The organism is Cypionkella sp. (assembly GCF_030652235.1).
Taxonomy (GTDB): Bacteria; Pseudomonadota; Alphaproteobacteria; order Rhodobacterales; family Rhodobacteraceae; genus Cypionkella.
Window position 1 is genome coordinate 132,598 of the sequence record NZ_JAUSBA010000040.1, and the last position, 24,512, is coordinate 157,109.

The 24,512-nt window shown below is 59.8% G+C and carries 14 protein-coding genes; 5 read left to right on the forward strand and 9 right to left on the reverse strand.

Going from position 1 to position 24,512, the window contains the following annotated elements:
* Nucleotides 1-251: 251 nt before the first annotated feature.
* Nucleotides 252-8,564 carry a GH36-type glycosyl hydrolase domain-containing protein gene (locus Q7V03_RS13715; RefSeq protein WP_304926155.1) on the forward strand — a complete coding sequence of 2,771 codons (8,313 nt, stop codon included), beginning with the start codon at nucleotides 252-254 and terminating at the stop codon, nucleotides 8,562-8,564.
* Between the two features lie 66 nt (nucleotides 8,565-8,630).
* Here Q7V03_RS13715 and hpaH read toward each other — a convergent pair whose 3' ends face one another.
* The 5 genes from hpaH to Q7V03_RS13740 are packed head-to-tail and all read right to left on the reverse strand — an operon-like array spanning nucleotide 8,631 to nucleotide 13,235.
* Nucleotides 8,631-9,434 (reverse strand): 2-oxo-hept-4-ene-1,7-dioate hydratase, encoded by an 804-nt coding sequence (gene hpaH, locus Q7V03_RS13720; protein WP_304926156.1) that lies wholly within the window; start codon nucleotides 9,432-9,434, stop codon nucleotides 8,631-8,633.
* Entirely contained in the window at nucleotides 9,434-10,297 is an 864-nt protein-coding gene (locus Q7V03_RS13725; RefSeq protein WP_304926157.1) for a fumarylacetoacetate hydrolase family protein, read from the reverse strand. The genes hpaH and Q7V03_RS13725 overlap by 1 nt, the downstream gene beginning before the upstream one ends.
* Nucleotides 10,298-10,308: 11 nt before the next feature.
* Nucleotides 10,309-11,289 (reverse strand): 3,4-dihydroxyphenylacetate 2,3-dioxygenase, encoded by a 981-nt coding sequence (gene hpaD / locus Q7V03_RS13730; protein WP_304926158.1) that lies wholly within the window; start codon nucleotides 11,287-11,289, stop codon nucleotides 10,309-10,311.
* Between the two features lie 32 nt (nucleotides 11,290-11,321).
* Entirely contained in the window at nucleotides 11,322-12,839 is a 1,518-nt protein-coding gene (hpaE, locus tag Q7V03_RS13735) for a 5-carboxymethyl-2-hydroxymuconate semialdehyde dehydrogenase (RefSeq protein WP_304926159.1), read from the reverse strand.
* A gap of 9 nt (nucleotides 12,840-12,848) precedes the next feature.
* Complete coding sequence (locus tag Q7V03_RS13740; protein WP_304926160.1) at nucleotides 12,849-13,235, reverse strand: 5-carboxymethyl-2-hydroxymuconate Delta-isomerase; 387 nt, start codon at nucleotides 13,233-13,235, stop codon at nucleotides 12,849-12,851.
* A 458-nt stretch (nucleotides 13,236-13,693) separates the two neighbouring features.
* Here Q7V03_RS13740 and Q7V03_RS13745 point away from each other — a divergent pair, with 458 nt between their 5' ends.
* The 3 genes from Q7V03_RS13745 (at nucleotide 13,694) to Q7V03_RS13755 (ending at nucleotide 15,593) form a co-directional block, all read left to right on the forward strand.
* Nucleotides 13,694-13,861: a hypothetical protein gene (locus Q7V03_RS13745; protein WP_304926161.1), complete on the forward strand. Its 168-nt coding sequence runs from the start codon at nucleotides 13,694-13,696 to the stop codon at nucleotides 13,859-13,861.
* A gap of 410 nt (nucleotides 13,862-14,271) precedes the next feature.
* A complete protein-coding gene (locus Q7V03_RS13750; RefSeq protein ID WP_304926162.1) occupies nucleotides 14,272-15,225 on the forward strand; it encodes a PleD family two-component system response regulator in 954 nt (317 codons plus the stop codon).
* 44 nt (nucleotides 15,226-15,269) lie between these two features.
* Nucleotides 15,270-15,593 carry an Hpt domain-containing protein gene (locus Q7V03_RS13755; protein WP_304926163.1) on the forward strand — a complete coding sequence of 108 codons (324 nt, stop codon included), beginning with the start codon at nucleotides 15,270-15,272 and terminating at the stop codon, nucleotides 15,591-15,593.
* Nucleotides 15,594-15,612: 19 nt separating this feature from the next.
* On the opposite strand, the gene Q7V03_RS13760 is transcribed toward Q7V03_RS13755, so the two are convergent.
* From Q7V03_RS13760 to Q7V03_RS13775, 4 genes are all read right to left on the reverse strand, one after another.
* Entirely contained in the window at nucleotides 15,613-18,018 is a 2,406-nt protein-coding gene (locus Q7V03_RS13760) for an ATP-binding protein (RefSeq protein WP_304926164.1), read from the reverse strand.
* Nucleotides 18,019-18,089: 71 nt separating this feature from the next.
* Nucleotides 18,090-18,506: a response regulator gene (locus Q7V03_RS13765; RefSeq protein ID WP_304926165.1), complete on the reverse strand. Its 417-nt coding sequence runs from the start codon at nucleotides 18,504-18,506 to the stop codon at nucleotides 18,090-18,092.
* 154 nt (nucleotides 18,507-18,660) lie between these two features.
* The gene (locus Q7V03_RS13770; protein WP_304926166.1) at nucleotides 18,661-21,669 is read right to left on the reverse strand and encodes an ATP-binding protein; all 3,009 of its coding nucleotides are present in this window, start codon (nucleotides 21,667-21,669) and stop codon (nucleotides 18,661-18,663) included.
* A gap of 200 nt (nucleotides 21,670-21,869) precedes the next feature.
* The gene (locus Q7V03_RS13775; RefSeq protein ID WP_304926167.1) at nucleotides 21,870-22,628 is read right to left on the reverse strand and encodes a DeoR/GlpR family DNA-binding transcription regulator; all 759 of its coding nucleotides are present in this window, start codon (nucleotides 22,626-22,628) and stop codon (nucleotides 21,870-21,872) included.
* Between the two features lie 286 nt (nucleotides 22,629-22,914).
* On the opposite strand from Q7V03_RS13775, the gene glpD reads away from it, so the two are divergent.
* Nucleotides 22,915-24,504 (forward strand): glycerol-3-phosphate dehydrogenase, encoded by a 1,590-nt coding sequence (gene glpD / locus Q7V03_RS13780; protein ID WP_304926194.1) that lies wholly within the window; start codon nucleotides 22,915-22,917, stop codon nucleotides 24,502-24,504.
* Nucleotides 24,505-24,512 lie beyond the last annotated feature (8 nt).

Genomic DNA, 24,512 nt, shown 5'->3' on the forward strand with positions numbered 1-24,512 from the left:
AACATCGCGCGATGGGAACGATTGCCTCTCGTCCGAGTTGTATTTCCATATTTGCGAATCTTGAAAGGAAAGCCGATGAATTGGGACCAGATCGAGGTCAAATGGGCGGCGATGGCCCGTCGGGTGCGGTCCGATTTGCCGCAAAATACCCGGCTTGCGCCAAGCCAAGCCAAACCCCTTACGCCGCCAAATGACCAGCCGCAGCCGCAGCCAGCACAAGTTAGCGTGGCCCACACAAGGTGAGGGGGCGCTTGCGCCGTGCCGGTTGGCTGCAGAGCACGTCCATCGACAAGTTGTGGGGTGACAAAGCCCCGATCCGCTCTGATCTCTTTGGGATCGAGCGGCTAGAGCATCACGCGGTAAGCTTGGCAGCGGCTCAACCCATCAGCCAAGGCCGCCCGGTTGCGGTGTCCAGCCTTCTGGTCCGGGTCAAAGACAACGCCGATGCCTTGCTGGTCGCTTACCGATCTGGTGCGCAGTCGCTGGATGCAGGCCAACCGATCCCCCCCGCCGCCGAGTGGTTGTTGGACAACTTTCACATCGTCGAGCAACAGTTGCGCCAGATCGAAGACGATCTGCCGCCCGGCTATTACCGACATTTGCCAAAACTCGCCGATGGGCCGCTTGCGGGATATCCGCGCGTGTTGGGATTGGCATGGGCCTATGTTGCGCATACCGATAGCCTGTTGTCTGAGACCGCCCTTTTACGTTTTGTCCAAGCCTATCAAACGGTTCAGCCGTTGACGATTGGCGAGTTATGGGCGGTGGCGATCACCCTGCGTATCGTGTTGATCGAGAATATGCGCCGCTTGGCCGAGCAGATCACCGAAGCAACCCGCTTGCGCCAAGCTGCCGACGATTTGGTGGATCGGGTCTTGGCCTCCAGCGCTTCCGGTGGTTCTGCCCACACGGTTCTGGCCGGGCTAGATGGTGTTGACCTGTCCGAGATCATGGTGGCGCAGGTCGCCAAACGCCTACGCGGCACCGATCCGGCGGAAACGCCACTGTCGGGCTGGCTTGAGGACCGCTTGCGGCATTTGGGCCTGTCGGTTGAGACGGTGGTGGCCCATGCGCAGGCGCGGCAAGGCGCGTCGAATGTCACCATGCGCAATATCGTCGCCTCGATGCGACGGCTTTCTGAACTGGATTGGGCCGATTTTTTCGAAGCGTCCAGCTTGATTGAAGCACGCCTGCGCGCAGCTTCGGGCTATCGCGAGATGGATTTTGCCACCCGCAACAGTTACCGCACCGCCATTGAAATGCTCGCCCGCCATTCAGGCCATGACGAGGCTGCGGTGGCAGAGGCCGCTTTGACCATGGCGCAAACGGGCGACACGCCTGCCGCGCGTGATCCGGGTTTTGCGCTGCTTGGCGCAGGTCGCGATGCCCTAAGTCGCGCTCTTGGTTATGCGCCGCCCCTGCGCCTCACACTGGGTCGACAATGGCGGCGGATGGGGTTGCCGGGGTATCTGGGCGCGATTGCTTTGGCTGCCGTGCTGTTCCTGACGGCGGCCTTATGGCTGACCGGGTTGCACAGCGCAGCGCTGATCCTTAGTGGCGTCTGGCTGGCGGTTGAGGCTGGAACCGCACTGGTCAATCTGCTGATCACTCGGCTGGTCGGGCCCAAACCGCTGCCGGGCCTGTCGCTGGAAGACGGCATCCCCGCAAATCTGCGCACGCTTGTTGCGGTGCCGGTTTTGCTGGCCAATGTGCAAGACCTGATGCAGCAGATCGAACAGCTAGAAGTGCATCACCTCTCCAGCATCGGTGGGGCGCTGCATTACGCGCTGTTGTCCGATGGCCCAGATGCAACCGAGGCCACCACCCCGCTAGACACCGCTTTGATCACCACCGCCCGCGCCGCCATTGCCAAGTTGAACGCCACCTATCCCTGCGACGATGGCGACAGGTTTCTATTCCTGCACCGCGAGCGGCAATGGAACCCGTCCGAAGGCGTCTGGATGGGATGGGAGCGCAAGCGTGGCAAGTTGATCGAGTTAAACCACCTGCTGCGCGGGGCTGCGGATACCAGCTTTTTGCCCGGTGCTGTGGTGCCGCAAGGCGTGAAATTCGTCATCACGCTGGACGCGGACACCCGGATTTTGCGCGACACTGTGCGGCGGTTGATCGGCAAAATGGCGCATCCGCTGAACCGCCCGGTCATTGATCCCGCCACGCAGCGTGTGACATCGGGCTACGGCATTTTGCAGCCGCAAGTGACCCCAGCCTTGCCACTGGGGCTGGATGGTTCGCTTTATCAGCGGATTTCCTCTAGTCCCGGCGGGATCGAGCCCTATGCGGCGGCGTGTTCGGATGTGTATCAGGATTTGTTCTCTGAAGGGTCGTTTACCGGCAAAGGCATCTATGACGTTGATGCTTTCATGGCAGCCATCGACGGCCGGGTGCCAGACAACACCATGTTAAGTCACGATTTGTTCGAAGGCAGCTTTGCGCGTGCGGGTCTTGTGTCCGATATTCAAGTGATCGAGGATTTTCTCGCCCGCCAAGATGTCGACGCCCGCCGCCAGCACCGCTGGGTGCGCGGCGATTGGCAGTTGTTGCCGTGGATCAGTGGCAAACGGAAAACCACGGGCGGGATTTCGGCGGTGAATCGCTGGAAGATGATAGACAATCTGCGCCGTTCTCTGCTGGCCCCGATGACACTGCTGTCGTTGCTTGCAGGCTGGCTGTTGCCGCTGCCGCAGGCCTTAGCTTGGACGGCGGCGGTGCTGGTGTTACTAGCCCTGCCAAGGTTGATCGCGCTGCCTTTGGCCATTCTGCCGGGGCGAGCGGGGATCACCGCGCGCAGTCATTTTCAAGCGCTGCTGGCGGATGTTAAGCTTGCCTTTGCGCAGATCGCCCTGACGGTGGCCTTTCTGGCGGATACGTCGGCACTGATGTTGGATGCGATTGCGCGCACCGCGATGCGGCTGCGCTGGGGCACGCATTTGTTGGAATGGCTGACAGCGGCGCAATCCAGCAGCGGCGGACTTCCCAGCTATGCTCGGTTCTATCTGCTTAAAGCGCGCGGCGTGGCGCTGGGGCTGTTCCTGTGTGGCTTGGTCGTCGTGCTGAACGCACCGATCTGGCCTCTGGCCCTGACCTTTGCTGCCATTTGGCTGACCGCCCCCGCCATCGCACGCCTGGTCAGCCTGCCCCGCATGGGCCGCACCGCGCCGCCGCTGACCACCGCCGAGAGCACCGCGTTGCGCCTGATCGCCCGGCGCACCTGGCGCTATTTTGAGGCCTTCGTGACCGAGGCTAACCACTTTTTGCCCCCTGACAACTTTCAGGAAACCCCGCGTCCGGTGGTGGCGACCCGCACCTCGCCCACCAATATCGGCCTGTATCTGCTATCGGTGACGGTGGCGAAAGACATGGGCTGGATCGGTCAGGCCGAGGCCGTGACGCGGCTGGAGCAAACCCTGACCACCATGCAGCAGTTGCAACGGTTTCGCGGCCACCTCTATAACTGGTACGACACCTCAGACCTGCGCCTACTGGACCCGGCCTATGTCTCCAGCGTCGATAGCGGTAACCTTGCCGGCCATCTGATTGCCGTCGCGCAGGCCTGCCAAGAATGGCAAACACGCCCCGCGGCACCCGATCTGCGTGGGCTGCACGATGCGCTGGCTTTGGCGCTTGAGGCGCTTTCGGCCAACCCAGACCCGCGCCTCTCTGCTTTGCTTGAACAGGTCGCCAACCATCCCGCCCGCGCCACAGAGGCCGCCATATTGGCTGAGGCCCATGCTGGAGCAGGTTCGGAACTCGCGTTCTGGACTCGGGCTATTGCCGCCAGTCACGCCAGCCAACTGGCTGATCCGGTTTCCCCCGAACGCTTGCGCGCCGTGGGCGATCAGGCACGGCAATTCGCGATGGATATGGAATTCGGCTTTCTGATGCAGCCGGAAAAGAAGCTGCTGTCGATCGGCTTTTCCGTCTCGACCAACACGCTTGACGCCAACTGCTATGACCTTTTGGCGTCTGAGGCCCGGCTTGCCAGCCTGTTTGCGATTGCCAAGGGCGATGTGGAAACCCGGCATTGGTTCCGTCTGGGTCGTGGGGCCACCCCCATCGGCGCGGGATCGGCACTGATTTCGTGGTCGGGCAGCATGTTTGAATATCTGATGCCGTCGCTGGTGATGCGTGCGCCTGCGGGGTCGGTGCTGGAGGAGACCAACCGTAGGATTGTCGAGCAACAACAGGCCTATGCGGCAAGTCTAAGTATGCCATGGGGGATATCAGAATCTGCCTACAATGCCCGCGATCTGGAAATGACCTATCAATATTCCAACTTCGGCGTGCCGGGGTTGGGGCTGAAACGCGGGCTTAGCGAAAACCGCGTGCTGGCCCCCTATGCCACTGGACTTGCCACCATGGTCGATGCCAAAGCGGCGCTGCAGAACTACGCGGCTTTGGCTGATCTCGGCGCAGAAGGCCGCTTTGGTTTCTATGAAGCACTGGATTTCACCGCGTCCCGCCTACCCGAAGGTGCCACCAATGTCGTGGTGCGCAGTTTTATGGCGCATCATCAGGGCATGACCATCACCGCCATCGCCAATGTGCTGCACGACGGGCTGTTGCGCGACCGGTTCCATGCCGAGCCGATCATTCAGGCGGTCGAGCTGTTGTTGCAAGAACGGGTGCCGCGCGATGTGCCCATCGCTCCGCCCCGCGCCAAAGAAGTCTTGGTCGCGGCGGTTGAAACGCTTTCCGCCTCGGTCGTGCGCCATTTTGAAAGCCCGGTCACCGTGGCACCCACCGCGCATCTGCTGTCCAACGGCAGCTATGGCGTGACGCTGACCCCAACCGGAGCAGGCTTTAGCCGCTGGCGCGATCTGGCCGTCACCCGCTGGCGCGCCGATGCCACACAGGCGCAGCATGGCGGCTTTATCTATCTGCGCGACGTGCGCTCGGGCGGGCAATGGTCGGCGGGCGTGTTGCCCACCGGACGCGATCCCGGCCTGCACCGCGCGGTGTTTTGTGAACATCACGCGGCTTTCACCCATACCGCCCGCCATCTGCTGACCCATACCGAGGTGGTGGTCTCTGCCGAGGATGACGCCGAAGCCCGTCGCGTGACGCTGACCAACACCGGGCGTCATCCGCGTGAGATTGACGTAACCTCTTACGCCGAACTCGTGCTGGCGGCCGCCTCTGCCGATCTGTCGCATCCGGCGTTCTCAAAGCTGTTCGTTGTCACCGATTATTTGCCCGAACTGGGCGTGTTGATCGCCACACGGCGCAAGCGCAGTCCGTCTGACCCCGAGGTGTGGGCCGCGCATCTCGCCGTGGTGGAAGGTGCCGAAACCGCACCCCTGCAATACGAAACGGATCGCGCGAAATTCATCGGGCGTGGGCAGATGCTCAGCAATCCTGCCGCTGCCGAGACCCCGCTTTCGGGCACAATCGGCACCGTGCTGGACCCGGTATTTTCGCTGCGGCGTCGCGTGTTGATCCCCGGTGGCGGCCGCGTGCGCGTGACGTTCTGGACCATGATCGCCGACACGCCCGAGGCTTTGTTGGATCTTGTCGAACGCCACCGCGACTCGTCTGCCTTTGGTCGGGCGGTGACGCTGGCTTGGACCCAAACGCAGGTGCAACTGCGCCATCTGGGTATCAGTGCCACCACCGCCTCGGACTTCCAACGGCTGGCTGGTATGTTGGTGCGCGGTGATGGCCGGCTGCGGGCCAGTGCGGCGCAAATCCGCGCCGGGGCCGGGCCGCAATCTGATCTGTGGGCCTTGGGGGTTTCGGGCGATCTGCCCATCGTGTTGTTCCTGATCAGCGATGCCGAGGATATCGGGCGGCTGCAAGAGGTGCTTGCGGCGGCAGAATACTGGCAGATGCGGCAGTTGGCCGTCGATCTGGTGATCCTGAACGACCGCGCCTCGTCCTATGTGCAAGATCTTCAAATCGCCATTGACGCCGCCGTGCGCTCTTCCCAAGCCCGCCCGGGCAAGACAGGAACCGCGGGCAAGATCTACACGTTGCGCGCCGATATGACCCCACCTGAGACACGCGCACGGCTGGTGGCCGCAGCCGCCATGGTGCTGATCGCCAGCCGGGGCAGCATCGGCGCACAGCTTGATCTGTTGCCTGCCACCCCAGCCCCCGCGCCGCAAAAGCTGGTGCTGTCTGCCTTGCCCAGCGCGCCGATCACTCCTCCAGAACTGGAGTTCTTCAACGGAACCGGGGGTTTTGATCTGGATGGCCGCGAATATGTGACTGTGCTGCAAGATGGCCAAACCAGTCCCGCGCCATGGATCAACGTGATCGCCAACCCCAGCTTTGGCTTCCAAGTTTCCGCCGATGGCAGCGGCTTCACTTGGGCCGAAAACAGCCGCGAGAACCAGATCACCCCATGGTCAAATGATCCCGTCAGCGATCCGGCGGGCGAAGCGATCTATCTGCAAGACCTTGAGACCGGGCAAATCTGGACCCCCACCGCTCTGCCCATCCGCAGCAACGGCAGCTACATCGCCCGCCACGGCTTTGGCTATTCCCGCTTTCAGCACACAGCCAACGGCATCGAAGCCGATATGATGCAGTTTGTCCCGATGGATGCCCCGGTCAAAATCACGCAGTTGACGCTGCGCAACACCTCGGATCGCGACCGCAGGCTTTCGGTGACGGGCTATGCCGAATGGGTGCTCGGCACCTCGCGCGGGGCTACGGCGACGGCGCTGATCACCGAGATTGACGCAGAAACGGGTGCGATACTGGTGCGCAATCCGCGCGGCATGGCGTTTCCGGGCCGGGTGGCCTTTGCCGATCTGGGGGCTGAAACCACCAGCCGCAGCGCGGATCGGGCCGAGATTCTGGGGCGTGGGGGCTCAATGGCTGCCCCTGCGCGGCTGAGTGATCTTTCTGGCAATGCCGGACCAAGGCTTGATCCCTGCGCCGCTTTGCAACGTGAAATCACCCTCGCACCAGAGCAAAGCGTTGATGTCACCTTCCTACTGGGCCAAACCACCAGCCTGGAAGAGGCCCGCGCGTTGATCCTTGCCACCCGCGCCCGCGATCTGACAGCGGTGCTGGATGAGGTAAAGGCGTGGTGGGGTGACTTGCTCGGCACCGTCCAAGTGCGCAGCCCGGATCGCGCAATGGATATCATGCTGAACGGCTGGCTGATGTATCAGTCCTTGGCCTGCCGCATCTGGGCCCGCGCCGGGTTCTATCAGGCCAGCGGCGCGTATGGCTTCCGCGACCAGTTGCAAGATGGCATGGCGCTGACCGCCCTGCGGCCCGAAATGACGCGGGCGCACCTTCTGCGCGCCGCAGCACGGCAGTTCCCCGAGGGCGATGTGCAGCACTGGTGGCTGCCGCACTCGGGCCAAGGCGTGCGTACGCGAATTTCGGATGATCGGGTCTGGCTTAGCTATGCGGTGGCGCAATATATCAGCGTCTCTGGCGATGCCACGGTTCTGGACGAGATTCTCCCCTTCCTCGAAGGCGCCGACCTGCGCCCCGGTGAGCATGACAATTTCTTCCAACCCGGCATTTCCGACACCACCGCCACGCTGTTTGAACATTGCGCGCGTGGCTTGGATCAGGCGATTGAACTGACCGGAGCGGATGGCATGCCGCTGATCGGCACAGGCGACTGGAACGACGGTATGAACCGCGTCGGCGAGGCGGGGCAAGGCACCTCTGTCTGGCTGGGCTGGCTGCTGATCGCCACAATCCGCGCCATGCGCCCCTTTGTTGAAGCCCGCGACCCCACTCGCGCCGCCCGTTGGCAGGCTCATGCGGAAAGTGTGCGGTTGGCGATTGAGCGCGACGGCTGGGATGGCGCGTGGTATCGCCGGGGCCGCTTTGACGATGGCAGCCTGCTGGGGTCGTCCAGTTCGGCGGAATGTCAGATCGACTCCATCGCGCAATCTTGGGCGGTGCTGTCGGGGGCTGCGGTCCCTGAACGTGCGGCTACGGCAATGCAGTCAATGACGGATCGCCTGATCAAACCCGACGCAGCCCTTCTGTTCACCCCGCCGTTTGACCACTCGATGCCAGATCCCGGCTACATCAAGGGCTATCCACCCGGCCTGCGCGAGAATGGCGGCCAATATAGCCACGCCGCAATGTGGGCGGTGCTGGCGCAGACCCGGCTTGGCAACGGTGACGCGGCGGGTGCGCTGTTCGCCCTGCTGAACCCGATCAACCATGCCCTGACACCCGCCGAGGCGGCGCGCTACAAGGTCGAACCCTATGTGATTGCCGCCGATGTCTATTCTGTCGCGCCGCATGAAGGGCGCGGCGGTTGGACCTGGTATACCGGCTCTGCCGCATGGATGTACCGCGCCGGGATTGAGGGGCTGCTGGGCCTCACCCGCCAAGGCGACACCCTACGCTTCGCGCCGTGTTTTCCAAAGGCTTGGCCGCAGGTGGAACTTCGATTGACCCTCGGCCCCGCGCCCTGTGTGGTGAAAATCCTGAACCCGCATGGTCTTGGCGCTGGCCTGAAAACCGCAAACCTGAACGGCAAGGATATCGCTTGCGAGGCCGGAGTTTTGACGCTGGCGCTGGATCGGCTTGAAGGTGCGTTGATCCTTGAGATTGGGTGACGATTAATCTGCAGAGCCGACACGGGCCGAATTGAGCTTGGCAAAGACGCCCGGCATCATGATCTGTCAGGCAAAGAAACAGCCGACCGTGCCCAAGGGGCCAAAATCGGCAAGAATGGTATCGCCATGACGCGTCTCAATCGGGCGAATGAACGAACCTGAAAGCACGATCTGCCCGGCCTCAATGCGCTGAGCATACTGCGACAGGCGATTGGCCAGCCATGCCACGCCTCGCGCGGGCTGGTTCAACACGCCGGCACCAAGCCCGGTTTCCTCGACCTCGGCATTGCGCATCACGATGGCACCGGCCCAGCGCGGATCAAAACTATCCGGCCGCATCGCCCGCCCGCCCGTGACGATGCCCGCATTGGCGGCATTGTCCGAGATGGTGTCGACGATGGTGCGGGCCTTGCCAGTGTCGGGATCGGCCCGCAGGATGCGGGTGTCTAAAATCTCCAACGCGGGCAGGATATAATCGGTGGCGTTCATCACATCGGTCACCGAAACACCCGGACCTTGCAACGGCGCTTTCAGCACGAAGGCCAATTCCGCCTCGATCCGTGGCTCGATAAACCGATCCGCCGCAATCGTGGCGCCATTCTCAAACATCATATCATCCAACAGAACCCCCGAATCCGGGGTAGCAATATTCAGCGCATATTGCATCGCCTTTGACGTAAGCCCGATCTTCCAGCCGATGGTGCGCCGCCCCTCGGCATGGCGCTGCGCCACATAGGCGGCTTGCACCGCATAGGCATCATCCATCGTCATGGCCGGGTGTAACAGCGACAACAGCCCGGTTTGCACGCGGGTTTTCTCTGCTGCCACAAGGCGCGCGGCGGCGGCATCGATCTCAGGTTTCGACAGCATTATAAAACCTCGTCGGCGATGGTGTTGCGCAGAATACCGATGCCATCAGCCTCGACCTCTACCACATCGCCGGGCTTCAGCCAGATTGGCGGATCAAAGCGCGCGCCCGCCCCAGTGGGCGTGCCGCAGACGATGACATCCCCCGGAACCAGTGTGGTGAAGGTTGAGATATAGGCGATGATCTGCCGGAAGCCGAACATCATCCGACTGGTGCGATCACTCTGCCGCACCGCGCCATTCACCCGCGTCTGCAAACCAATGTCCGCCAGTTGCGCCTCATCAGTATAGGGCACGATCCACGGCCCGATCGCGCCGGAGTTGTCCCAGTTTTTACCCTGCGTGACGTTGAACTTGGCATGGCGCACCCAGTCGCGGATGGTGCCTTCGTTGCACAGGGTCAGCGCCGCGATATGGCCAAGGGCATCTCTTTCGGCAATCCGGCGCCCTGCCTTGCCGATGATGATCGTGACCTCACCCTCATAGTCCAACTGCTGGCTTTCCGGCGGGCGGATCAGCGGTTGACCATGCCCAGTGAACGAGCGCGCAAACCTGGGAAACAGCGACATAAACGGCGGATTTTCCTTGCCATCCCTATACTCGGCGTTGCGTTCAGGAAAGTTGACCCCAACGCAGAGGATCTTCTCGGGGGCCGTGATCGGGATGTCATATGCAATCTCAGACACCGCAAAATCAGGATTCTGCCCCATCGACAGATCGCTCAGCCGGGGCAAAGCGCCCTGTTCGATCACCGCGCGCAAGGTAGGCCAAACGGCAGCATGACGCGCCGACAGATCAATCACCCCGCCCGCGGTGATGGCCCCCCAAGCTCTAAGGCCCTGATGGGTAAAGCTGGCAAATTTCATCCAAGACCCCCCTATGGCGCTATGATCGGTTGCGCGGCCAGGGCCGAGTCCCGCATCGCCACATCGGCAAAGCTTGATCCATGCTCGAACCAACTTTTCGGCGCAGGTGCGCCCCAAAGCGTCTGGCGCTGCGGGTCCTTCAGATCCCATTTGATCGGTTCAAGATCAGGGTCAACCGTCTGATAATCCGAGCAATAGATCTCGGTGCGGTGGCCATCTGGATCAAGGATATACAGAAAAAACGCATTGGAAATACCGTGCCGCCCCGGCCCACGCTCGATATTGCCGACATATCCGGTGGTCGCCATCAGATCGAGCAGGTCGATGATGTTCAACGGCGTCGGCACCCAGAACGCCAGATGGTGCAGGCGCGGGCCACGGCCATTGGTGAAGGCCATGTCATGCACGCCGCCCTTACGATGCATCCACGCCGCCCACAGCTTTTTGCTCTCGGCATCTTCTGTATACTCCGTCACCCGGAAGCCGAAGGAATTGTAGAACGCGACCGAAGCATCGACGTCGGGCGAGAAGCAGTTGAAATGGTCAATCCGAAGTGGTTTGACGCCATGATACAGCGCGTATTTCTGGTGGATAGGGGCCAAGCGGTCCATCTTAGCGTAGAATTCCAATGGAATCCCGTGCGGGTCAGCCGTGCGCAAAGTGCGGCCCATGAACGGGCGTTCTACCCAAGCCACGGGCAAACCCTGCGCCGAGAAGAAAGCATGGGCGGCGTCCAGATCGGCCTCGGCATAGACCTTGAAACCCAGCACATGGACCGCCGCCATATCGGCCTTGCGCAGGATCACGCAATGATGGCCGCGTTCCTCCATCGCGCGCAGATAGATCGCCTCGGCGTCCTCGTGGCTGACCTGCAAGCCCAGCAGATCGACGTAAAATGCCCGGCTGGCGGCCAGATCTTTGACGGCAAGCTCAACGTGGCTCAGCCGAATGACGTTGAACGCAGGGTAGAGTACGGGGCTGGGAACGGGCATTTTCTTCCTCCGTGGAAGCAATTATTGTGGTTTCAGCCGCCAAGTTTCGGAATGGCGTGCGCTTGGGTGGCAAAGGCTATATTCTTGGTTTCCATATAGAAATCGAACGACCACTCCGCACCGTCTCGGCCAATCCCGGAGTTCTTCACCCCACCAAACGGCGCGGGCAGATGGCGGATGTTTTCCGAGTTCACCCAGATCATCCCTGCCTCCAACGCATCGGTGAAGCGGAAGGCGCGGGTGACATCCGATGTCCACAGATAACCCGTCAGGCCGTATTGCACGTCATTGGCCATCGCCAAGGCCTCGGCCTCATCCTTGAACGGAATCGCGGTCAGCACCGGGCCAAAGATCTCCTCCTGCGCGATCCGCATCTGGTTATGCGCGCCGGTAAACAGCGTCGGGCTGACATAGCAGCCCCCCCCCGGCCCCGCGAATTTGGCACCACCTGCTGCGACAGTGGCCCCTTCGGCGCGACCGATCTCGATATACTCCATCACCTTTGCCTCATGCACCGGATGGATCAGCGGCCCGACCACGGTCTTGGGGTCCAACGGATGCCCCACCACAATCCGCTTGGCTTTCTCAGCCACCATCCCTGTGAATGCATCGTAAATCTGCGCCTCGACCAACAACCGCGACGACGAGGTGCAACGCTCACCGTTCAGCGAATAGATCATAAACACCGCCGCATCCGCCGCCCGCTCCAGATCAGCGTCAGCAAATACGATCACCGGGTTCTTGCCGCCGAGTTCAAAATGCACCCGCTTCAGCGTATCGGCACCCTGCTTCATGATCATGCTGCCCGTGCGCGACTCACCCACAAAGCCAATCGCCTTGATATCGGGATGCTCGGTCAAAGCCCGCCCTGCATCCTCTCCAAATCCATTCACCAGATTCCACACCCCGGCAGGCAGGCCCGCACTTTCAGCAATCTCCACCAGCAGACGGGCCGACAGCGGCGAGAATTCGGCGGGCTTATGCACCACCGTGCAACCCGCCGCCAAAGCCGGAGCGATTTTCCACGTCGACAGCATGAACGGCGTGTTCCACGGCGTGATGATGCCAACTGGACCAATCGGCGTGCGGGTGGTCATGTTGACCTGCCCCTTGGCGCGCAGGGTCTGACCATCGCGCGCCTTGGGGGCAAGATCGGCGAAATAGCGGAAATTCTCTGCGCCGCGCAGCGCAGCCTTCGCCATGAACCGAATAGACTGCCCGGTGTCCATCGCCTCGACAAAGGCAATCTCCTCGGCTCGCGCCTCAATCGCATCGGCAATCCGGTGCAGCAACGCCTTGCGCGTCTCGCCCTCCATCGCCCGCCATACCGGGAAGGCTGCCTTCGCCGCCGCCACAGCTTGCGCCACGTCCGCCGCCTTGCCGTGCGCCACCTGCGCCAAAGGCTGCAGATCAACCGGAGAGATGATCTCAAACGTCGCGCAATCCTGCGCGGGCACCGCCTTGCCACCGATGTGGTTCAGCACGCCTTCGCTGCGGAACCGCGCCAGATACCCGTCAGCTCGGGCAATATTGGTCGTCAGATCTGACATCTCGGGGCCCTATTTTGCGCGCAGGCGCGGATGAATGGCGTTTTTCTTCCAGCTGAGCGCCGGATCGAGTTCGGATAGATTTAGCGTCAGCGCGAAATACGGGGTCTTAAACAGCGGCGCAAAATGCGCAGTGGCAGCGGCAAAGATCATCTCGCCCGCCCGTGCCTTGTCCGCAGCACTGCGCCCTGCCCCAATCCGCAACCACAAATCGGCGAAGGCGTTTTCCGCCAGCAAATCCGCCACCGCATACGCCGCGCATCGCACAGCCCGGACCCGGATTGCGCCCATTTCAAACAAACCGCTCGCCAAAATTGCAGCATGAAGCGCCCGGCAAAGCCCCGCCATGTCGATCTTGCCGTCAAGATTGGCAGAATACTCGATGGTCAGATGCGGCATATTACTCTCCTTCGCTATAATTAACACGTTAAATAGAAACTGGAAAGCTGTCAAGCCCACCCCAAGACTGGGTGATGCGGGTTTTTGCCTGTCAGTAACTTCCGCCAAAGCTGCCTAAGGCCCAGTAGTTACAACAACTTCGCTTGCCACATCAGCATTTCCAGCATTCAGGAACGATAGAGGCAACACCAATCCCCCACGCTATTGCCGCGTTCGGTCATCCCAGACGCTTGGCGGTGTTTCGCCTGATCATGCGCTTTGCGCCGCAGGCCACGCAGGCGGCCTTCGCACAGCTTGACCCAGCACAAAGCGTTGCGGCCTCGGTCATCTTCGTGATGGCCGCTTCGGGGCGTTCTGGACCATTGCCTATGGCGCAGTTCAGGCTTTTGCGCCGCAGACATTGCACGTTAAGGAAGAATCAGAATCGGCCTCATCGCCAAAGCGATACGGGGGCCGTCGTGCTAAAACCCATTCCCCGTGCGCTCGTCGCCCTCGCCCTGACAGCCCGCACGCGCGCGCTTTGGTTTGCGCTGACGCTCGCGCTTGGGTTGTTGTTGTGCAGCTTCGTCTTTGCTGCACATTCCAACCTGATCCTCGCCTCGCTTCATCCGACCGCATGTCAATAGATCTTGGTTACTACAGCATGGCCAACACGGCGCATCCACTTTTCGAAGCCCCAAAATAAAAAATAATCATTAAAGTCAGTATTTTATTCCCGGTTCTTGCCACGGCAAAAACGATGGCTATGGCCAATCGGGTGGTCGCCCGAATGCAGCGGACAAGCACGAAAACACGCAGATCTTGCACTGCCCGGCACGTCGATTCTGCAAGACTTCAACCGCTAGCGCAGTGAGGGTCGGCCCATGAGTGCAGCAAAAAACAACTTTAGCGCGAAAATATTCTCGACAGAATTCAGGTAAATGATTTTTTTGCCCAATATTTGACAAAGTTTGTGTTTAGTTTGTCGATAAGGTTTAGCAAAGTGCCATGCAAATGCTATGCAACCAGAAGGCGCAAAAGACGATTGGGGTTAGGAATGAAGATCCTTGCGGTAGACGACGATCCGATTTTTCTGGGAGTCCTACGTCCGATGCTTGGCGCTCTTGGAAAAGACGATGTGACCATCGCGCGCTCTGGTCACGAAGCAATGTTCAAATTGGTAGAAGCAGAGGAAGCGTTCGATTGTCTTTTGCTGGATATCCAGATGCCGGGCATGAGCGGTGTGCAACTGTGCCACAATGTGCGCAATTTGCCCGACTATCGACGGACGCCGATCGTAATGATCACGGCGATGACCGGCAAACGCTTCATAGATGATGCATTTGCCGCCGGAGCGACCGATTACATCACCAAGCCACTTGACCCGATCGACCTGAAAGCCCGCATCGGCATGGCAGAGCGTTTGCTGAAAGAACGCAGCCTCACGGCTTCCCTCGAAAAGAAGTTTGACCAGCGCAGCGACATCATCGCCATCGACGTGGATTTTGACACCCCGTTCCCGATCCCCGGATTTGAGCGCGGCGTCGAATATCTTGCACTTGAAAACTACCTGCTGATGCTGGGAGGCAAGCGGATGTACTCCACCGCGGCCTTTGGCATTTCAGTAAATAATGCGCATGCATTCTTCAAAGAATCTTCGCCCTCGGGTTTTGTGAACATGCTGGGCGATGTCGCCTCGGCGATCAGTGATGCGGTGAAGTCCGAACAGATGATGATTGCCTACGCCGGCGCGGGCAATTTCGTCGCCGTGTTGTCGCAGGCTATGTCAACAGACCGGTCTGAATTGGAAGCGAAAATACAGTCGGGCCTCGAAGATTTCGCCAGCTTTTATGCGGCAGATCGTCTACCCGTGCCGCAGATCAAAGTCGGGGATTTGGCGCGCACCTCGTTCTTTGGCCTGTTCAATCCCACAAGTATCCTTGATCACGCGGTGACACTTGCCCAATCACGCTCGGACGTAAAGACCAAGGCTTGGTGGACCGCCGCATGACCGGATTGCGATTCTTTGTCGGATCAGCAGGCGGAAACAAGGACATGACGGCCGTACTAGAGCCCGCACGCGCGATGTTTCTCGGCTTGATTGTTGAACGCATCATGGCCCTTGAAGTCTATCGCAAGCTTGTTCGGCATGGCAAAAACCCACAAGATGAGGTGGCGAAGATCGCCGACATCGCCCACAAAATCTCTGGCGTGGGGGCGACGCTTGGTTTTTTTAGAACCGGACAGCTCGCGGCGGCCTTGGATCATACCATCACCGAAAATCTGGAAAAATGTGCCGATCCTGAGTATTTTCGGCTGATCGTTGATCCCATGCTAGAGGCTCTTCTGGTGGAAATGGAATCCCTGCTGGACACCTAAGGCGCAGTCTAAGCTTGCCTTACGGCAAGGATTTTGCTGCCGATCCAACCAAAGAGCTGATAGCCAGCGACAGATCAATCGAGCTGATCGGCTTGCTGATACAGCTGTCAAACCCCCAAGCGATATAGTCTGCGATCTGATGCGCCATCACATTGGCTGTCACGGCAATGATCGGGATCGGCAGGACGCCGTGCAACGCCTCAAGCGCGCGGATTTCCCGCAAAGCCGTCGGGCCGTCCATCACGGGCATCGCAATATCCAGCAACACTGCGTCAAACCGCCCGGCTTCCCAAACCTGCACAGCTTTTGCGCCATCGTTGACGATGACCACCTCTGCGCCAAGTCGGGACAGCATCATTTCCAGTACGGCGCAATTTGTTTGGTTATCGTCAGCTGCCAGCAGACGCAGCCCCGTAAGACCAATTGCGGCCATCGGGGCTTTTGCAACCCGGTCAGCCGCCACGGTACACAGCGGCAACGGCAGTGTCACGCTGATCGTCGTGCCGCGCCCGCGTGCGGAATCGACCGAGATCGCGCCGCCCATGCGATCAACCAAAGACTGGGTGATCGACATGCCCAAACCCGTGCCGCCGTAACGCCGGGTGATTGAGCTGTCGGCTTGGCTGAACTCGTCATGCAGTCGCGACACTTGCTCCGGTGTCATGCCGATCCCGGAATCGCGCACCTCGATCAGCAGCGGAATTGTCGCGCGTCCACTGATCTTGACCGTCACTTTACCGCGATCGGTGAATTTGATCGCGTTGCTGACCAGATTGTGCAGCACCTGCTGCACCCGATGCGGATCGCCCACCCGCAACAATTCCGCGCCGGATCCGATCAGAACTTCAAAATCCAAGCCCTTTTCATCGGCGCGCAATTCGTATTGATCTTCAATCCGTTTGGCCAGATCAAGCGGGCTGAACGGCAGCTCCTCAAACTCGATCTTGCCAGCCTCAATCTTGGACATGTCCAGAATATCATTGAGAATATTCAGCAATGCCTCGCCCGAGCGCCGGATCGTGCCGATCATGCGCTTTTGATCAGGTTGCTCAAGCGATGATTCCAGAAGCTCGGCCATACCCAGAACGCCGTTCAGCGGGGTGCGAATTTCGTGGCTCATATTGGCCAAGAACTTCGATTTGGTCCGGCTGGCTTCCTCGGCATGGGCCTTAGCCACATAAAGCTGCGTCACATCAGAACCAACACCGCGGAAGCCCGCGAAAGTGCCCGTCTGGTCAAACACCGGCGCGCCACTCATCCGGCGCCAACGCACAATGCCATCGGTCGATTGTGGCGCACGATAGACAAAATCGTGAAACGGCTGATTCGAGTTCAACGCCGACAACATGATATTCCAATCGATGCCCGGCAGCATATCTGGGTGGGCTTGCAACCAGTCCTCTTGCGTTTTGCCAATTAAGCCTTCCCGGGGGATGCCGCCAGCATCGAAATGCTCGCCATCGAGCACAAAAATAAAACGCCGGTCGCGGTCCATCTCCCAAAGCCAGCCATCCGACACGGTCGCAATGTCGATCAGGCGCTGTTCGACCTTGGCGCGCTCGAACAGCGACCGCTCCAGTTCCGCTTTCACCTCGGCCAGCGCGGTTTCCCGCGCCCGTTGCGCGCTGATATCGACATGCGCGCCGACAATCAGACCCGGCGCTCCGTCCGGCCCCCAATGGACCGTGCGCCCGGTATCAAGCACCCAGATCCAGTGCCCCGCCTTGTGACGCAGGCGATACTCGGCCCTGTAGGCATAGTGCGGGTCGTCAAACAACTTGTTGAACAGCGCCTCAGTGGCCTCCAGATCATCAGGATGCACGCGTTGCCGCCAAGTTTCAAACGTCACCAGGCCCAGCTCTTCCAGTTGATACCCCAGCACCGCCGCCCAATTTGCGTTGACGTGGTGTTCGCTGGTGATGACATTCCATTCCCATGAACAAATCTCAGCGCCGTTGATCAGATTGCTAAGCTTTTGTTCTGCCAGGAATTGCTTGCTGATGTCGGTATGAACCTCCATCAGTGCGCCGTTTGGCAAAGCATGCTCGACAATACGCAAAACACGCCCATCCATCATCGTTCGCTCTGAGGTTCGACCGGCGGTGCGCCGATTGGCAATCCGCTCGGCAATCCATGCGTCTTCCCGGCCCTCGGCCTCAACAATCTGGCCGTGCGCAATAGAATAGCGCAGAATATCCTGAAATGGACGGCCAGGCAGAAATGCAGGCGCGCTCAGTGGATAAAAGTCGCGAAAAATTTGGTTGCAATAGACGAACTTGTCTTCCGCATCATAGATCACCACGCCCTGCTCAAGGATACGCAAGGCTTCGATTTGAAGCTGGTGGCGAACGGCATTGTCTTGGGCTGTTGTATCAACAGAACCAGCGCCTGAAAGGCCAGTTCCTGCGTTATCTGCTGTGCTCACATTCAGCCTTTTCATACACTCATTCACAACAGGTCCTCACGATGGCCTGTCACTGTCAAGAAAATGTTGGCCTAAACGCTGGCCTCAGGCACCATGCCACCCAACAACGCGCCCACCGTCGCAAGCAGATCGTGCCTGCTCAGCGGTTTCGGCAACGTGACCTCAAGCGAGGCCGCGATGGTGCTCAGATCAAACGGCTGAAAATTCGCATCGGCGGTAAATCGGATCACTGGCGTTGCGGCATTCAAGGTCCGACCTGCCCGCAAATGGCGGATCACCCGATCACCGGTGATGAAGGGCATGTTCTGGTCCACAATCATCAAATCGTACTGATGCGTCAGCGCCGCTTCCAAAGCTTCCCGCCCATCCGAAGCAATCGTCAACTCAACGTTCACCCCGGAAAGGAACGCCTGAACGATGCTTTGATTGACCAAATCATCTTCGGCCAACAAAACTTGGAATTTGGTCTGCGGTTCAGCTTCTGTCATATGGAATCAACCCGTCACTTGGAGCAAACAAACTGAGTCTGCATATACACTCAGTTAAATGGATTTTTGCTAAAATAAACGCCAAATCAGGCTGAGTTGGCTTATTTGCCAGGACTCGCAGCCGCCCGGCAACTTCAGGTTGCGCTGGTTTGCGTCATAGTTGCAGCAGGCTGTGCAACAGATCAGCGCGCCGGAGCGGTTTGGCCAGATGGCTGTCAAATCCGCCGATAAGGTAGTCGGCAATCTGGGTCGGCATCGCATGCGCCGTCAACGCTACGGCCAAAACCGGGGCAAAACCGCGTGACGTTTCAATAGCGCGAATCTCGGCCAGCGCACTCATCCCATCCAGCACTGGCATGGTGATATCCAGCAGCAACAAAGCGAAAGGTTCACCCCGATCCACCGCTGCGCCCCAAGCCTCGACTGCCTCGCGGCCATTTTCAACCTGCGTCACAACCGCAGCCGTTCTGACCAGCATCTCGGACAACACCAGACGATTGGTTGCGTTGTCATCCGCGCACAAAAGACGCACACCTGCGAGCGCGCCTTCGCGCATTGCGGCATCTTTCGGCTTTACCCGTGTTGCGGGCGCGATTTCCGCCTCGGGCAGCGGCAAGGAAATACGAAACATCGAGCCAAGCCCCGGCACGCTTTCCGCCGATATCGTCCCGCCCATCAAGGTCACAAGTTCCCGGACGATCGACAGGCCCAGCCCCGTACCGCCGAACCGCCGCGTCATACTGCCATCTGCCTGCTCGAAACTTTCAAACACCCGCGACACCTGTGACGCATCCATCCCGATCCCGGTATCCGAGACTTCGATCTGAACGGGCTTGCCGATACGGCACGAGAATTTCAGCGTAACCTTGCCTTTGTCGGTAAATTTGAACGCGTTGTTCAGCAGATTGTTCAGCACCTGCATCAAGCGATGCGCATCGCCCAAACGCGGCTTGTCGCAGCCCGCCGTCACAAGCACCTCAAACGCCACGCCCTTTTCTTCGGCGGCAATCGCATAGATCGATTCCGCTTGCCGGATTATCTCCATAGGAACGAAGGCCACCGACTCTAACACCATCTTGCCAACCTCAATCTTTGACATATCAAGGATGCCATTCAACACGGTCAGCAAGGTTTCCCCAGACTTGCGGATCGTATCAACCATCTGGCGTTGCAACGGCTCAACAACAATATCAGCCAGAACCTCGGCCATGCCCAGCACCCCGTTCAAGGGCGTGCGGATCTCATGGCTCATGTTGGCCAGGAAGGTCGTTTTCGCCCGGCTCATGTGCTCTGCCCGCATCAGCGCATCTTGCAAACGCTGGGTCGCCGCCAGACTTTCCGTGATATCCGAGAAAGACACCACCCCGAAGTGCTGGTCGCCCATATCCAAAAGCGCTGCGTTAAAAGACAGAATACCGCGCGCGCCATCGGGTCGCAAAAACGTGCATTGGATGTCGCGCACCGGCTCAGCCGCCCGCAGCGCCAGTTTGAACGGCGAGTCGTCTTCCGCCATGGCTGTACCATCGACATGCTCAAGCTTCAGCGCGGAAATGTCGAAATCGTCGCCGGGCGCAATCCTACAAATCAGCCCAAGAATACGTTGCGCTTCGTGGTTCAAATAGGAAATCCTATGAGAGCCATCCAGTACGACAATCGCCGAGTTGCTGGCATCCATGACGTCCAAAAGAAACGCCCGGCTGGCAAGAACATCCTGCTCAAGTTGCTTTTGCGCGCTGATGTCCAGATGCACGCCAGAAATCCGCAACGGCGCCCCGTCAGGCGCACGCTCTGACACCCCATAGCGCGACAGAATCCAAACCCAATGGCCGTCGCGGTGGCGCATGCGAAACTCAGTGCTGACAAGCCGAGTGATCGAGTCCTGATTGAAATCGTCAATGTGCCGAGGCTTTGCCTGATCGTCTGGGTGCAGCATGTCAATAAAGTCGGGCGTGCTCAAAGAGTTCAGCTTGCAAGTCTCTAACCCCAGAATTTCCCCCCAGCGCCCGCCGATATGAATTTTGTCGGTGGCAACCTCCAACTCCCAAGTGCCCACCGCCGCGCCGTCGATGATGCCGCTTAGACGCTGCTTCGCCCGATCCCGGTCGGCCAGCACTTGCGTCAGATCCCGGTTGGCGGCAGCCAAGGCGGCGATTTTATTGCGCTTGGAGGTGATGTCAAAGCCCATCGCAATGACGCCGCCATCTGCGGTGCGGGTGCTGACCCGGTGCATCCAACGACCGTCCGGCAGTTGCACCTCGTCTTCCCAGCGCGGTTTACGATACTGCAACAGCCGCGCTTGTAGCCACGTCTCCCTTTGCGCCTCTGTCGAGTCGCCCTTAAAAGCCCGCTTTTCGAAGCCTATCCGTAACAACTCGGCCAAGGTCACCCCAACCACGGCATCGTCAACCAGATCGGGAAAGACCTCATGATAAGCCGCGTTGACCGCGACAAGCCGATCCTCGGCATCAAAGATCACCACGCCATTGGGCAGCGCCTCAATCGCATTGCTCAGTCGCATACGGGCGGCCTCGGCTTCAGCCGCCAGCGCGGTCATCGCGGCTTCCTGATCCTTCAGCTTGCCGACCAACGCACCGATCGAGCCATAGCCCTGCAAGGCATCCAGATCATCCTGCGCGCTTGCCAAAGCAGCCGCATCTTGCCGCGCGGCTTCTTGCGTCTTGGTGACCGAAACATCCTGCGCCAGCAGGGTCTGCAAGATATCCGTCAGCCCCCGCAACATCGGCGTCGCGGCCGCAGTGTCAGAATAGTCCAGCCCCAAGGCAGCGTAACCTATCGCCCCAACGCATTCCCCGCCGTCCATCATCGGCAAAAACATGAAATCTTCTGGGCCGCGATCTGCGCCGCTGCTGCGCTCGACAAACGCCGCGCCGGACACATGCATGGCTTTACTGCCCACACCATCCCACCAGTGCGCAGCCGGCAGAACCTGCGGCAAGTCAGCGTTTTGGCTGGGCATCGCGCGGGTCGCGCAATAAGTCAGATGGCACATACCATCGCCCCCGCGCAGATACACAACTGCACCACCTATGTGGATCAAAGGGCAAAGCTGCTCCAGTGCAGAATCGACCGCCGCGGCGGCACCACGCCTGCCGGATTCCAGAAGATCACCCAAAACCGCAACCAAAGGCATAGTGTTCTGCAACTAAAGCTCCCCATCAGGTTGTCCTTTTCTAGCGGTTTCTAAGTCGCGATTATAGGCGTCAATGGGCGTGTCCACCGCTTTGCCCGGTATCTTAAGGCTATGTTGCGCAAATCCGCCTGTGGCTTGGCCAAGGCTGGCCTGCGGGCCGCTTCTGACTGCCAATCACCAAATTCAGGCTAAGGTATCAGCCGCTTAGCCAACTAGAGGCAGTTAATCTTGGTGCCCCAGTCGCTGCACCTTTGCGCCAAATCCTTCGGGAAAGGCCGATCCGTGAAGACTTCGCTGATCTCGCTCAGCGACGCCAGCCGGGCCGGAGCAGAGCGGCCCAGCTTTGAATGATCGCACACCAGAAACACCCGCCGTGCTTGCCGGATGATGGTTTTTGACACCCGGACTTCCGCCAGATCAAAATCCAACAAATCGCCATCGCCGTCCAACGCCGAACTGCCGATAATCGCGTAATCTACCTTGAATTGCTCGAAAAACTGCGTGGTCAGCTCGCCGACCAGCCCGCCGTCCGAGCGCCGGAACGCCCCGCCCGCCACCATGATGTCGCAGCTTGGATTGGCCACCAGAATATTGGCGACGTTCATATTGTTGGTGATCACGGTGATGTTGCTGTGCTGTAGCAGCTCGCGCGCCACCGCTTCGGTGGTGGTGCCAAGGTTGATGATGATCGAGCAATTGTTCGGAATCGCCGCAGCACAGGCTTTGGCGATCGCGGCCTTGGCGGCCTCGTTCATGTACCGCCGCTCGTCATAGCCAAGGTTGGTGACCCCCACGCGCGGCACCGCCCCGCCATGCACCCGGTCCAAAAGCCCCGAGTCGGCGAGTTCCGTCAAATCGCGTCGAATGGTCTGCAAAGTCACGTCGAAACGCTGCGCAAGTTCCTCGACCACCACGCGGCCATCGGCGCGGGCAATTTCGACAATCTCACTCTGTCGAAAGCTCAGGGCCAAGAGGTTTCCTTTCACGCCTTTGTGCCGGGTAAGTGGCATACTTCGGGCAAGTGGCGCTGCCGAGCAAGGCCGAAAACACGCCGCAATGCAGTGAAGTTCCACGCCGCATCGCAGCGCGAATTTGCGCGAATTTCAGAATAATACAGTATAATCAAAGCCGATAGCGCAATCATAGCCCGTCAAATGTTCGCTTTTCGCCAATCCGCACAAAAGCGAAAATAATAGTTGACCGCTCAGCACGATTGCTTCAGCCTAAGTCTCGCTAGGGAGGAGACTTAGCTTGACCATGCAGCAACGGCCCGAAACGGTCGACCTTTTCATCATCGGCGGCGGCATCAACGGCTGCGGAATCGCAAGGGATGCGGTGGGTCGTGGCCTGTCTGTGACGCTGGCCGAACAGGGCGATCTGGCGCAGGCAACCTCCTCGGCCAGCACCAAACTGTTTCACGGCGGTCTGCGCTATCTGGAGTATTTCGAGTTCCGTCTGGTGCGCGAAGCCTTGGAAGAACGCGAGACCCTGCTGGTCGCGATGCCGCATATCTCATGGCCAATGCGCTTCGTTTTGCCCTACCACCCCGACATGCGGTTCGAAGGCGAAACCCCCACAGGCAAGCTGATGGCCCGGCTGATGCCGTGGATGAAGGGCCGCCGTCCCGCATGGCTGATTCGGCTTGGCCTGTTCATGTATGACACGTTGGGCGGCCGCAAAATCCTACCCGCCACCCGCACGCTGAACCTGACAACCGATCCCGCAGGCGCTGCGCTGCAAAAGCGCTTCGCGCATGCCTATGAATATTCCGACTGCTGGATCGAAGACGCTAAACTGGTGTCGCTGAACGCCCGCGATGCTGCCCAGCGCGGCGCGAAAATCCACACCCGCACCCGTGTCATCAGCGCCACGCGGGCAGGCGATCTTTGGCAGATCACCACCGAAAGCGCGCAGGGGCAAACCACCCACACCGCCCGCGCTTTGGTCAATGCCGGTGGCCCATGGGTCGAGGATATCATCCGCAACATCGCCCGCATCAATTCCTCGGAAGGTGTGCGGCTGGTGCGCGGTTCCCACATCGTCACCCGCAAACTCTACGATCACGACCGCTGCTATTTCTTCCAAGGCAGCGATGGCCGCATTATCTTCGCCATTCCCTATGAGCAGGATTTCACCCTGATCGGCACCACCGACAAAGACCATCAATCTGCCCCCGGCAATGCCATTTGCACCGACGAAGAACGCGACTACCTGCTTGATTTCGCCAGCCAATACTTCGCCAAACCGGTCACCGTTGATGATGTGGTCTGGACCTATTCCGGCGTCCGCCCGCTGTATAATGACGGGGCAACCTCGGCCACCGCTGCCACCCGCGACTATGTGCTCTCGCTGGATCAGAACGGCGCGCCGCTGTTGAACGTGTTCGGCGGCAAGATCACCACCCACCGCCGCCTCGCTGAATCTGCGCTGGCGAAACTCACCCCGTTCTTCCCGCATGCCAAACCGGCATGGACCGCCCGCGCCCCGCTGCCCGGTGGCGATTTCCCGCATACCGATGTGGCGAAGCTGACTGCCAATCTCGCCCAGTCTTACCCCTTCCTGACCCCAGCATGGGCCGCCCGCCTGATCCGCGCTTATGGCTCCGAGGCTAAAACCCTGCTCGGCGCGGCCAAAACCGCAGCCGACCTCGGCCAAAACTTCGGTGCCACCCTGACCGAAGCCGAAGTGCGCTGGCTGATCAGCCATGAATTCGCCGTCGAGGCTGCCGATATCATCTGGCGTCGCACCAAACTCGGTCTGCGACTGAACCCAGAACAAATCTCTCAGCTTTCGGCCTTCATGGCTGCTATCAATACCCAAAGGGCGATCAGCCCGGCGGCGGAATGAGGAACAGA